The sequence below is a fragment of the Mucilaginibacter sp. GW821-FHT07G05 genome, from assembly GCF_059418565.1.
In genome coordinates, this window is record NZ_JBWKQC010000002.1 from 330,411 (window position 1) to 342,677 (window position 12,267).

General features: G+C 43.2%; 12 protein-coding genes. 8 read left to right on the forward strand and 4 right to left on the reverse strand.

Features of this window, described 5'->3' with window-relative positions; translation table 11 throughout:
• Positions 1 to 79: 79 nt before the first annotated feature.
• From AC07NA_RS05785 to AC07NA_RS05795, 3 genes are read right to left on the reverse strand one after another with little or no spacing between them, the layout of a single operon-like run.
• A complete protein-coding gene (locus AC07NA_RS05785) occupies positions 80 to 742 on the reverse strand; it encodes a YdeI/OmpD-associated family protein (protein WP_494897128.1) in 663 nt (220 codons plus the stop codon).
• Between the two features lie 28 nt (positions 743 to 770).
• Positions 771 to 1,307, reverse strand: a complete 537-nt coding sequence (locus AC07NA_RS05790) for an RNA methyltransferase (RefSeq protein ID WP_494896453.1) — start codon at positions 1,305 to 1,307, stop codon at positions 771 to 773.
• Between the two features lie 3 nt (positions 1,308 to 1,310).
• Positions 1,311 to 2,465 carry a galactokinase gene (locus tag AC07NA_RS05795; RefSeq protein WP_494896455.1) on the reverse strand — a complete coding sequence of 385 codons (1,155 nt, stop codon included), beginning with the start codon at positions 2,463 to 2,465 and terminating at the stop codon, positions 1,311 to 1,313.
• A 195-nt stretch (positions 2,466 to 2,660) separates the two neighbouring features.
• On the opposite strand from AC07NA_RS05795, the gene AC07NA_RS05800 reads away from it, so the two are divergent.
• The 8 genes from AC07NA_RS05800 (at position 2,661) to AC07NA_RS05835 (ending at position 10,981) form a co-directional block, all read left to right on the forward strand.
• On the forward strand, positions 2,661 to 2,951 hold the full coding sequence (locus AC07NA_RS05800; RefSeq protein ID WP_494896457.1) for a YciI family protein: 291 nt from the start codon (positions 2,661 to 2,663) through the stop codon (positions 2,949 to 2,951).
• A gap of 45 nt (positions 2,952 to 2,996) precedes the next feature.
• Positions 2,997 to 3,788, forward strand: coding sequence for an NIPSNAP family protein (locus tag AC07NA_RS05805; RefSeq protein ID WP_494896459.1), 792 nt, complete (start codon positions 2,997 to 2,999; stop codon positions 3,786 to 3,788).
• Positions 3,789 to 4,024: 236 nt separating this feature from the next.
• Positions 4,025 to 4,717 carry a TolC family protein gene (locus AC07NA_RS05810; protein ID WP_345210697.1) on the forward strand — a complete coding sequence of 231 codons (693 nt, stop codon included), beginning with the start codon at positions 4,025 to 4,027 and terminating at the stop codon, positions 4,715 to 4,717.
• Positions 4,717 to 6,876, forward strand: a complete 2,160-nt coding sequence (locus AC07NA_RS05815; protein WP_494896461.1) for an exopolysaccharide transport family protein — start codon at positions 4,717 to 4,719, stop codon at positions 6,874 to 6,876. The genes AC07NA_RS05810 and AC07NA_RS05815 overlap by 1 nt, the downstream gene beginning before the upstream one ends.
• A gap of 15 nt (positions 6,877 to 6,891) precedes the next feature.
• Positions 6,892 to 8,091, forward strand: coding sequence for a glycosyltransferase (locus AC07NA_RS05820; protein WP_494896463.1), 1,200 nt, complete (start codon positions 6,892 to 6,894; stop codon positions 8,089 to 8,091).
• Entirely contained in the window at positions 8,072 to 8,221 is a 150-nt protein-coding gene (locus tag AC07NA_RS05825) for a hypothetical protein (RefSeq protein WP_345210700.1), read from the forward strand. The genes AC07NA_RS05820 and AC07NA_RS05825 overlap by 20 nt, the downstream gene beginning before the upstream one ends.
• Before the next feature lies 1 nt (position 8,222).
• Positions 8,223 to 9,758 (forward strand): O-antigen ligase family protein, encoded by a 1,536-nt coding sequence (locus AC07NA_RS05830; RefSeq protein WP_494896466.1) that lies wholly within the window; start codon positions 8,223 to 8,225, stop codon positions 9,756 to 9,758.
• Positions 9,759 to 9,769: 11 nt separating this feature from the next.
• Positions 9,770 to 10,981 carry a glycosyltransferase gene (locus tag AC07NA_RS05835; RefSeq protein WP_494896468.1) on the forward strand — a complete coding sequence of 404 codons (1,212 nt, stop codon included), beginning with the start codon at positions 9,770 to 9,772 and terminating at the stop codon, positions 10,979 to 10,981.
• Positions 10,982 to 11,319: 338 nt separating this feature from the next.
• On the opposite strand, the gene AC07NA_RS05840 is transcribed toward AC07NA_RS05835, so the two are convergent.
• Positions 11,320 to 12,267: a hypothetical protein gene (locus AC07NA_RS05840; protein WP_494896470.1), complete on the reverse strand. Its 948-nt coding sequence runs from the start codon at positions 12,265 to 12,267 to the stop codon at positions 11,320 to 11,322.

Here is a 12,267-nt window from a genome sequence, read left to right on the forward strand (position 1 = left end):
CGGCCCGGAGATGGCGAAAATGTCTTTGATTAAATAAGAAGGTAAGCTATTGTTGATTAGGTGATTATCAAATAGCTAACTACTTTTCAGCCGGATTCTTTTTATTGCCGAGCAATTTATCTATCATTTTTACCAGCCTGTCGGCGCGGGTTTTTTCTTGTTTGGCGCTGAGTATCCACACTATATATTCCTTTTTGTGTGAGTAGGCGAGGTTTTCGTAATAGGCTAAGGCGGCGGGTTCGGCCGTAAGGGCTTCCTGCACATCGGCGGGCAGTATCACAAGCTTCTTTTCGGGGAAGATGTATCCGGCAAATTCGTTGTTTTTACCTATGGATGCCCGGCTGCTTTCCGAATCTTTTACCAACTCGTTTGGTTTAAAGCGGAGAGCGGTCCAGTCGTCGTTAACAGCGGCAGATGCTACCGGCCTCAAATTAAGGTTGGTAAACATGCTCCAATCCTTCATCATCTCCAGGTCGCTGTTGATTTTACCGCTCTTTTTAGGGTATACCAGCCACAGGTAGGTTTCGGGCTTTAGTAATGGTTGTATTTCATTGAGGGCGGGAATGAGTTCGGCGCTGTTTGTCGCGAATAACAGGATGCCGCTAAGGGCTGCGTCAACAGCAAAAACTAACTGCGTGTCTCCGGGCAGATCGTCGAGCATTGCCGCGAAGTTTTCGGGGGCATTAAATAAAAGCCAGCGGCTGCCGGCTTTTATTTGTAATTTTTTAGCGAGCGCGTTCATCACGCTAATTTATATAAAATATTATCTGCTATGAAACGGGGACTATCTTGGCAAAAAAATCCCAAAGTACAATACCTGCCGATACCACAATGTTGAACGAATGCTTGGTGCCAAACTGCGGTATTTCAATACAGGCATCAATGTTTTGCATCACCTCGTCGCTTACGCCGTTTACCTCGTTGCCAAATATCAGGGCATACTTTTCGCCAGGGGCAGGAGTAAATTCATTAAGCATCGTACTGTTTTCGGCCTGCTCAATGGCTATTATCTTATAACCTGCCGAACGCAGTTCGTTCACGGCCTCCATAGGCTCGGTAACATGTTTCCACTCTACCGATTGTGTAGCGCCGAGGGCGGTCTTTTCAATTTCGCGATGTGGCGGCTGGGCAGTAATACCGCAAAGATAAATGCGCTCCACCGCGAAACCGTCGGCCGTACGGAAGATGGACCCGATATTGTGCATACTCCGCACATTATCAAGCACTACCACTACCGGCAGCTTATCCTGCGTTTTAAATTCGTCTACCGTGGCACGGTTAAGTTCGTCGAGCTTTAGTTTGCGCATTATTTAGCTTAAAATACCCACACCCGGCCCAATCAATGAGCTATATACTGATGGCGCGTAGCCAATTTTATCTGTATAATATTTTATCAGTTCGCGACTAAAGTCTTCAAAAGCGGTTTCTTCAACCAAAGCTATAGCGCAACCGCCAAAGCCTGCGCCCGTCATACGGGCACCGGCCACGTTAGTGTTGGTTTTGCTGTATTCAACAATGGCGTCAAGCTCTTTACCGCTCACTTCGTACAAGTCGCGTAATGAATCGTGCGATCCGTACATCAGCCTGCCAAATTCAGCAAGGTTATTACCTGCCAATGCAATAGCGGCCAGTTTAACGCGGTCGTTCTCTTCAATAACGTGTTTAGCACGGTTTTTTACAATCGGGTCGGTAATCAAATACTCGTGCTCGGCATAAGTAGCGGCATCAATATCGCAAAGGTTACTGATGTCCAGCTTTTGTTGCAGGGCAGCAAGCGCGGCAGCACACTCCTCTACACGCTCGTTATATTTTGATTCGGCCAGTTTACGTGGTTTATTGGTGTTGATAATTGCCAGCAGGTGAGTGCCTAAGTTGCTATCTACCGCCTGGTAATCAAGGGTATCGCAATTCAGCATCAAGGCCTTATCCTTTTCGCCGAAGGCAACCGCGAACTGGTCCATAATGCCGCAGTTAACACCGATGAAATGATTTTCAACCGCTTTGGCAATTTTTACCAGCTCCAGTTTGGTGTAACCCGCTTTTAGCAGATCGTTCAGCGCGAAGGCCGTAACCACCTCGATAGAGGCCGATGATGACAAGCCCGAACCGATAGGAATATCGCCGTAAAACAACATATCAAGCCCTTGTATCTGGTGACCATCTTTCAAAAAGTGCTCAAATACACCCAGTGGATAATTGTACCAGCCTTCGCCGTCTTTTTGGTAACTTGGCTGAAGCGGAATCTCTAATGATTCTTCAAAGTTCACACTTCTAAAGCGCAGCACACCATCGTTATTAGGCGCGGTTAATAAATAGGTACCAAAGGTAATGGCACATGGCATCACCAAGCCGCCATTATAGTCAATATGCTCGCCGATAAGGTTTACACGACCGGGCGAAAAATAATTGTTTTGTGCCTCTTTATTATAAATACTTATAAAATTCTGGTTCAGGCTATCCTTCATTGTTTTACTGAAAATTAAGCTTTTTGTAAGATGTGCAAATATGGTAAATACTTGCAATGTTGTTTATAATTATTATTCGGTTTCAAATATATGTAATATTGACAGTTAAAACAACTGCAAATGTTTTTTTCGTAAATTATTTATTAAACAAAAAATACAAGGCGTATGTTAGTTGCCTGTAATTATAGCTAAAACATGAACCAGTACCTCATTACCGCTTACGACTATACCGATACCGAAGCGCTTAACCGCCGCATGAATGTACGCCCGCATCATCTGGATGGTGCCAAATCATTGAAGCAAAGCAGCAATTTTATAACTGGCGGCGCTATATTGAACGATGATGGTAAAATGATAGGTTCGGTAATGATTATGCAGTTTGAAAACGACGAAGCGCTGGAAGCCTGGAAACAAAGCGAACCCTACATTACCCAAAAGGTATGGGAAACGGTAGATATAAAACCATTTCGTGTGGCCGATGTATAACTTCGCGAAACGAATTGTATTTTAGCTTTCAAAAAACTGATAACCATGCTTTCCGGTAAACGAATAATCTTATTGCACGCTTTTTTGTGCCTTGCATTTGTAGTGGGGGTAATGGCCAATGCTAAATCGGCATCGGGCTATTATTATAAACTGGCAGTATACCACTATAAAACCGCCGCGCAGGAAACCCGGTTGGATACCTACTTTCAGCAGGCGTACCTGCCTGCTCTGCACCGGGCAGGCTTTAAACAAATTGGCGTATTTAAACCGGTAGAGCAGGATACTGCCGATAAAAAGATATACGTGCTTATCCCCGCGTCGTCATGGGATAAACTGAAAGATGTTGACGAGAAGCTATCTTCAGATAATACCTATGCATCTGCCGCTGCCGATTATACCGATGCCTTATATAACAACGCGCCTTATGATCGTATAGAAACCATACTGCTAAAGGCGTTCACCAAAATGCCGGTGCCCGCAATTCCAAACCTTAACGGCAATAAGAACGAACGTGTTTATGAACTACGTAGTTACGAAAGCGCTACCGAAAAGCAGCACATTAACAAAGTGAAAATGTTTAATGATGGCAACGAGGTGGCCCTGTTTAACCGCCTTGGCTTTAACGCTGTTTTTTATGGCGATGTAATAGCGGGCGGCCACATGCCCAACCTGATGTACATGACCACCTTTAACAACAAGGCCGACCGTGATAAACATTGGGATGCCTTTGGCAGCGATGCCGAGTGGAAAGAGCTTTCGGCCAGGCCGGAGTATCAGCATAATGTATCAAAAAACACCATCGTGTTTTTACGCCCTGCACAGTATTCTGATTTTTAAGGACGAGTGTTCTTGTGTTTATCAGCATGACTGTGGTTAATTAAAAACTTAATTTTTAACTGCGGGAAAAAGTGTGGTGCAGGTTGTGCATTTTTCTCAAAAACAAAACTTAATTTTAAATTCTCCGTATATAAGTCGGTTACCGTGTAAGCTTAAAAGTTTATTGCAATTTATGGTCATAATATAGAGTTTTGAGCTAAATTGCGGGTGATTACAATCTAAAAGCTACTTTTTTAATGAAGATAAAGATACTATCAGGCTTTATTATTTTTTTGGCCATATCAATACAACAAAGAGCTTTTGCACAGGAGTCAATAATACAGGATGTTACTGACGCGTATGTTGAGAAGCTGGTTGAGGTAGCCAAAACCAATTTTCCGAGGCATAAAAGTTTTGAGAGTAAAGTTGATATAGCTAAAGCCAATGTATCCAGCGCCAGGCTATCGCTGTTTGATGCCTTGTCGGTATCATACATCTACCAGCCGGGTAATACTACTACTATTGATCCGGTAAATCCAAGTACCAGTTATTTTAAAGGTTTGCAGGCAGGTGTGTTCTTAAACTTAGGTTCGTTACTGCGTACGCCGGTTAATGTGCGTAAAGCAAAATCAGAATTACAGGTAGCGCAAAATGACCAGGCCGAATACGACCTTACACTGGCCACCGAGGTACGCAAAAGATATTACTTATATGTGCAGCGTTTAGCGCAGCTTAAACTCCAAACCCGCTCAAGGCAACAGGCCGAAAATGCTGCAAAGGATATGGAGTACAAATACAAAAAAGGTGAAGAAACTTTTGACGCGTATAACAAAATACTAATTCAGTTAACCGAGCATTCTGAAAGTAAAATCTCGGCCGAAGGCAACCTGTTTATTGCCAAAGCTGACCTGGAAGAACTATTGGGCCAAAAACTGGAAACTATAAAATAATGGAGCTGAGCAAATTTATAAAGCTGCTGCTGAAGCATAAATATACACTGATAGCCATACCGGTTATAGCAGTTATTATTACCTATTTTTTGGTGCGTAACCAGCCCGATGTATACAGTTCGCAGGCGCAGATAGCCACCGGTATAGTTGACCAAACCCAGCAGGTACTGAACAGCGAAAATCCGCAGGAATCAAAAATTAGCCAGGAGTTCAGCAACCTCATCGAGATGATGCGCTCTAAAAAGATGCTCGATCAGGTATCATACCGTCTTATCATTCACGATCTTACCAGCGATAAACCATACCGCAAACCAAGCCCCTTACTAACACAGCTAACGCCTGATGCCCGTAAACACGCGCTGGCTGTTTATAACGATCTATATAAAAAACGTACGTCGCTATCGTTATTCAATCCCGACCAGAACGGGCTGAATAAACTGCTGGAATCAATGCGGTATGATGATAAATCGTTACTAAAAACACTTACTATTTACCGTGCCGATAACAGCGATTTCATCAATGTACAATACGATGCCGAAGATCCGGAACTGTCTGCTTATGTGGTAAACGCCCTGTGTAAAGAGTTTATAGATTATTATACGCTGATAGTAAAAGAAAACCAGCGTAAAGCGGTCGATTTTCTTTCGAAATTATTGACCGATAAGCAGGATTCACTTGCTGCCAAAACAGCGGCTTTAAGGCAATACAAGATCCATAATCGGGTATTGAACTTAAGCGAACAGGCTAAAAGTTTATACGGACAGCTGGCCGATTTTGAAACCCGTAAAGAGGAGGCCCAAAAAAGTGTGATCTCTACCGAAGCGGCAATCCGTAAAATTGACGGGCAGTTTGATCCTAAAGATCGACAGTACCTCGAAAGTTCGCTCAATCGCATCAACACCCAAATTACCGAGGTTGATGAACAATTGAATGCGGCTAACCGCGAGTACATTGAGAATAACTTTGATGAGCAATATAAAGCAAGGGTTGATTCGTTAAACGAGGTGTTTACAGCCAAATTGCACCAATCGTCAGATAAATATATTCTTAACCCTTTGGCTGCCAAGCAAAACCTGGTTGATAATAAAATAACCCTGCAAACGCAAAACGTTTTGGCTAAAAACAGTATCAGTTCTATTGATAAAGAACTGAGCCGGTTAAACAGCAAATTCGACAAGTTGGTACCACACGAGGCCGTAGTAGGCTCGTATGAAAAAGCCATTGAAATAGCGCAGGAAGAGTACATGGTGCTGTTGTCTAAATACAACCAGATCAGCATGGAAGCCAGTTATTCGGTACAGCTTAAACAAGTGGTTACCGCTATGCCGGGTTTACCGCAATCATCTAAAAAAATGCTGCTGGTTATTATTGGCGGTATAGTGAGCTTTGTGTTCTGCGTAGTGGTGCTGTTTATAATATTTATGCTGGATGATAGCGTTAAGTCGCCAAAAGAATTGGCTAACCGTACCAAAATACCTGTATTGGGTTATCTTAATCTGTTAAACAACAGCGTTATCGATTTTAAAAAGATATGGGATACCAATGATGGCAGCGGCCAAACACAGCTGTTTAAAAACCTGCTTCGTTCTATCCGTTTCGAGATTGATAATGAAATGGCCGGTGATAAAATATTGCTGGTAAACAGTATTTCGCCCGCCGAGGGTAAAAGCTTGCTGGCTATCAGCCTGGCTTATTCACGCGCGGTAGTAAACCAAAAGGTATTGCTTATTGATGGTAACTTTGAAAACTCGGGCATTACGCAAACGGTGCATCCTAAGTTATATATCGAAGATTACCTGAAAGGGAAGATCGGCATTGAGGAACTGCAAACAGCGAATTTATTGAACGTTTGGGGTAACCGCGGTGGTGATATTTCGCTGTTTGAGATTGTAACTGAAGCAGAGGCGCAGGTTAAATTTAAAGCCCTGCGCGAATACTTTGATATCATTATTATCGAATCGTCGGCATTAACTACCCTTAACCGTTCGAAGGAATGGGTGCAGGTATCAGATAAGGTAGTAGCCGTATTTGAAGCCGGACAAGACTTAACCGAAACCCTTAAACCGAACATCAACTATCTTAAAACCATACGCGAAAAGTTTATTGGCTGGGTGTTAAACAAAGTGCCTTCAGATGCAGAAGCAAAAAAGAAGTCATAATACAAATATCTTAATATGGCTGTTGTAAAAATTATTTGGTGGGTATTACAAATCCTGATAGGTTATAACCTTATTATGCCATTTGTGCTGTACCTGCTCTCGTTATTCGGCAAAAAAAAGGTGTACCCAACATCAATAAACCAGGCCGATTATGCCATTATAGTAACCGCTTATGAGCAAACAGCACCGCTGCCCGCCGTTGTAAGCTCCATACTGCGCGTTAACTACAGCAATTATTTAATATATGTGGTGGCCGATAAATGCGATATCACCAACCTTCATTTTGATGATGAGCGGGTAATATTGCTTCGCCCGCCCGAAACTTTGGCCAATAATATCAAATCGCATTTTTACGCTATCAATAACTTTGTACGGCCGCATAGCAGGGTTACCATTATCGATAGCGATAACCTGATGCACCCCGAATATTTGAACGAGCTGAACAAATTGTTAGATGCAGGTTTTACCGCGGTACAAGGCGTTCGCGAAGCGAAAAACCTGGATACTACTTATGCTTGCCTTGATGGCGCGCGTGATATTTATTATCATTTTTACGATGGTAAGTTATTGTTCAATCTGGGTTCATCGGCTACATTGGCAGGGTCGGGCATGGCGTTTACTACGGCATTGTACCGCGAATGTTTGGAGCATAAAAATATTTCGGGAGCAGGGTTTGATAAGGTGCTGCAATCTGAAATTGTTGGCCGCAACCTGCGGATAGCCTTTACAGGTGAAGCCATTGTGTACGATGAAAAAACTACCCGGTCTGACCAATTGGTAAACCAACGCTCGCGCTGGATCAATACCTGGTTCAAATACTTTAGCCTCGGTTTCGTGATCATCGGCAAAGGGATCAAAAACTTTAGCGTTAACCAGTTTCTGTTTGGTTTTATACTATTGAGGCCGCCGTTGTTTATCTTTTTGCTGCTGTCGATAGTGTGTATGCTGGCTAATGTGTTCATCAGTATTACGGTAGCGTTTACATGGCTGATAGGCTTTATATTGTTCGTGCTGGGCTTTTACATCGCTTTGGCAAAATCAGATACCGACAGGCGCATTTATCAATCGCTGATCAATATACCTAAGTTTATTTTTTACCAGGTGATCTCATTGCTGAAATCGCGCACGGCCAATCAGCGTTCGGTTGCAACCCAGCATTACCATACCAATGTTACAGATGCTAATTTGAAAAGTGATGAGGATAGAACCATCTGATGAGGCATTAGGCAATGAGCAGGCTAAGCGCCGGTTACAGCGCCGTATAGATCGTATAACCCGTATTGTAGCTATTATAGTGGCGGGTTTAAGCACATTCACATTCATTATAAAAATACTTTTCCTTTAGAGTGGACAATTTTCAGTTAGAAATAAAAAACACAAAAGGCGTTGCCGGCAAAGGCAATGGGTTTTTTAGCAGACTGAGAAAAATTATCCTGATTGAAAAGCTGTACAACCGTACCGGGCTTGCCATACTTATTCTTTTAGGGTTAATAATCGCGGTAGGTACAGCCAAATTCGGGCCGATATTTGGCGCTTTGCTGCTGGTTATGGCCGTGGGGATTCCCATGGTGGTAAGCGTGGTAATGTTCCCCAACTTCGGGATGATCGTGGTACTCATCATGGCTTATTTACTCTTCCTGCTGATGCGGATAGGTGTATCCGGCCCGATAGGTATAATCATGGACGGCTTGCAGGTACTCATGATGCTTGGCCTGCTCATCAGGCAGCGCCGCGAGCGTAACTGGGCGCAATTGCGTGGCCCTATTACTACTATGATATTGATTTGGATTGGTTACAATGTATTTGAAATTGCCAACCCATCTACTGAATCGCGCCTGGCCTGGGTATATACCATACGCTCGGTGGCTATTGTGTTGCTGAGTTATTTCGTTTTTCTGTACAATATCCGCAGCATACAAATGGTAAGGCTTATATTTAAGCTTTGGCTGGGTTTGGCATTGTTTGCCGCTTTGTATGCTTATAAACAGGAGTATATCGGTTTTTCGGCGGTTGAAGAAGCTTACCTTAATTCCGATCCGGCTATCGCGTCTATCCTGTTAATAGGCGGGCACTGGCGTAAATTCTCTATTTTCTCTGATCCGGTGGCGTTTGCTTACAACATGGTGATGCCAAGCATACTCTGTATTTGCATTATTGCCGGAAAATTTAAACTGTGGAAGAAACTGGTACTAGGTTTTGTGATGTGCCTGTACCTGCAATCCATGCTATTTTCGGGTACCCGGGGTGCCAACGTATTGCTGCCAGCGGCGTTGTTCCTTTTCGCTATACTGAACTATAATAAAAAGGTATTGATCTTTACCGCTGTGGCTGCGGTGTTCCTGGTGTTTTTGATCAATGTACCTACTAACGATCAAAATCTGCTGCGCTTTCAAACAGCGTTCCGACCCAATAAGGATGACTCGTATACTGCCCGTAAGGTAAACCAAAAGCGGATCCAGCCATTTATATTAAGTCACCCCATGGGTGGCGGTTTAGGTGCTACCGGTACATGGGGCAGGCGTTTCGCGCCGGGTTCGTACCTGTCGCGTTTTCCGCCTGATAGCGGTTACATACGTGTGGCCGTTGAGTTAGGCTGGATAGGCTTGACGATTTTTTGCGCGCTTATGTTTACCATTTTGCGAACCGGTATCAATAATTACTACAAAATTAAAGACCCGGAGCTGAAAACATACTGTTTGGCCATGACGCTGATCATTTTTGCTTACAATGTGGCCAACTTTCCGCAGGAAGCACTCGTACAATTCCCGTCGAACGTTTACTTTTCAATGGCGGCTGCTATGCTTACCGTTGTGTACCGTTTAGACAGGCAAAAGCGTCGCCCGGATGAGGTGATGTACAAAGACGAAACAGTTAAATATTAATTAGCCCATAAATGAGCGGAAACGATATTATAAAAAACAGGGATATTGTAATTGTAGGCCAGCAACCCTGGGATGTTGAAATTGGCAGCAATTGCAAAAATATAGCACTTGAGTTTAGCAAACATAACCGGGTGCTGTACGTAAATTCCCCGCTCGATCGTATTACGCTGTTAAAACACAAAGCCGACCCAAAAGTAGCCAAACGCATAGAGGTAGTGCGTAAAAAGGCTGATGGCATTGTACCTATACAAGATAATTTGTGGAACCTTTATCCGGATGAATTGATAGAATCTATCAACTGGATAAAGAACGATACGATTTATACCTTCCTCAATAAAGTAAACAACAAACGCTTCGCGCGATCTATAGACCGGGCTATAAAGAAGCTGGGTTTTAAGGATGTGATATTGTTTAACGACAACGACATTTTCCGCTGCTTTTACCTGAAAGATTTACTGAAACCGGCTGTGAGTATTTATTACTCGCGCGATTTCCTGCTGTCGGTAGATTACTGGAAACTGCATGGTGAAAAACTGGAACCACAACTGATTGCCAAAAGCGACCTTTGTGTGGCCAACTCTACTTACCTGGCTAATTATTGCGGCAAGTATAATAAAAGCTCGTTTTACGTAGGTCAGGGCTGCGATCTGGAGATATTCACCAACAAGCAGGGTATTGCCACTCCTGAAGATGTTGCTGGCCTTAATAAGCCTGTAATTGGCTATGTAGGTGCGCTGCAAAGTATCCGCTTGGATATTGATTTGTTGGAGTACATTGCTAAACAAAAACCTGATTGGAGCATCATATTGGTTGGCCCGGAGGATAATGAGTTTAAGGCAAGTCAGCTGCACGGTATCCCCAATATCCACTTTTTAGGGAGTAAACCTGCCGAATTATTACCGGCCTATATCAACTCGTTCGACGTTTGTCTGAATCCCCAAATGGTAAATCAGGTTACTATTGGTAATTACCCCCGTAAAATAGACGAATACCTTGCCATGGGCAAGCCAACCGTTGCCACCCGCACCGAGGCCATGAGCGTATTTGAAGAACATACTTACCTGTGTAATACCAAAGAGGAATACGTAGCCGCCATCCAAAAAGCACTCGACGAAAACTCGCCCGAACTACAACAGCAACGCATCGACTTCGCCTCATCACACACATGGGAGAATAACGTGAAGGAGATTTATAAAGCGATAAACGCTGTTGTTGGGTTGTAAGTTGTGTGTTGTGAGTTGAAAGTAGAATTACTTTCTTTCGTTCTCGCGGGCTTTCAGCCCGTGAGTAAGCATGTTGGCAGCTTTCAGCTGCCGGTAGGCTGAAAGCTTACGCCATGTTGGGTCACGAGTTGCGCTGCGCTAAACTCGCGACAGTTAGGTAAAAATCAATTTAAGTGCTCTGTGTAACTCCGTGGAAACCTCTGTGTTCTCCGTGGTAAAAAAACACTCCCCGCTCTCTGCGAAACCTCAGCTTCCTCAGCGGTTAAAATCAATATTTCATAAAAAAAGCTGTCATTCCTAAGAACAACAGCTTTTAATACAGTTACAAAGCAGGTGAGTTATATCTTCAATGCCTTAATATCCTGTGCCAGCTTCTTAGTAAACGTCTCTGCACCGTTTTTATTTAAGTGCTCGGAGTTGTAGAAGTAGGTTGTATCGTGCGATATTGGATCGTTTGAATAATCAAGGAAAGGGATATTGTATTGCTTAGCCGCATCCTGGTAATAGCTGAATATGGTGGCACGGTTAATAAAGTAGGGCTGCACCTTCACATACTCGGGCGAGTAAACGAAGTATAGCTTTACATTATTAGCCTTGCAGGTTTTTATCAGCTCATGAAACTCTTTCACCAAACTGGTATCGGCTTTAATGGTATAGGTCTTTTTTAGCTTTTTAAAGTTCTCAAAGCTGTCATCCCATACACGCTCACGGGCCTGGTAGCCTCTTACACGCACATCATCATTAGCCACTTCTTTACCGAAGTAAAGATTAAACCCTACCGAATATGAAATTGGGTCGGAACGGTACTTCATGGCCGGTACATAGTAATCGGCCAATGTAAAGCTATTTTGGTAGTTAGCAGTACCTTTTCTGATGATGGTATCGTTAAGGTAAGGCATAAACTGCTGGTTGTTGAATATACCTATACCACGTTCCAAATCGCTGGTTGATACCGATAAGATAACCGTTTTGGGCATTTTGTTTTTACTCAGATACACCTTAAAACGGGTGTAAGCCAGGTTAAAATCGCCACCATCAACACCCAGATCATAAGCCGATTGTTTAAGGGCAGTATCCAGTACCAATGGCGATATATTTACAAACGCGCGTGAATTGCCTAAAATAATCAGATCGGCATTGATGTTGCCGCTGTAAATATCGTTCCACACAGCATATTCGCCTTTGCGGTATTTGTGCATGCCTTCGTCAACTACCTTTTGCACTATATACAGGGGTATGTACAAAAGCACCACGAATAATATAATTTTTAATGTAAGCTTTGCCAT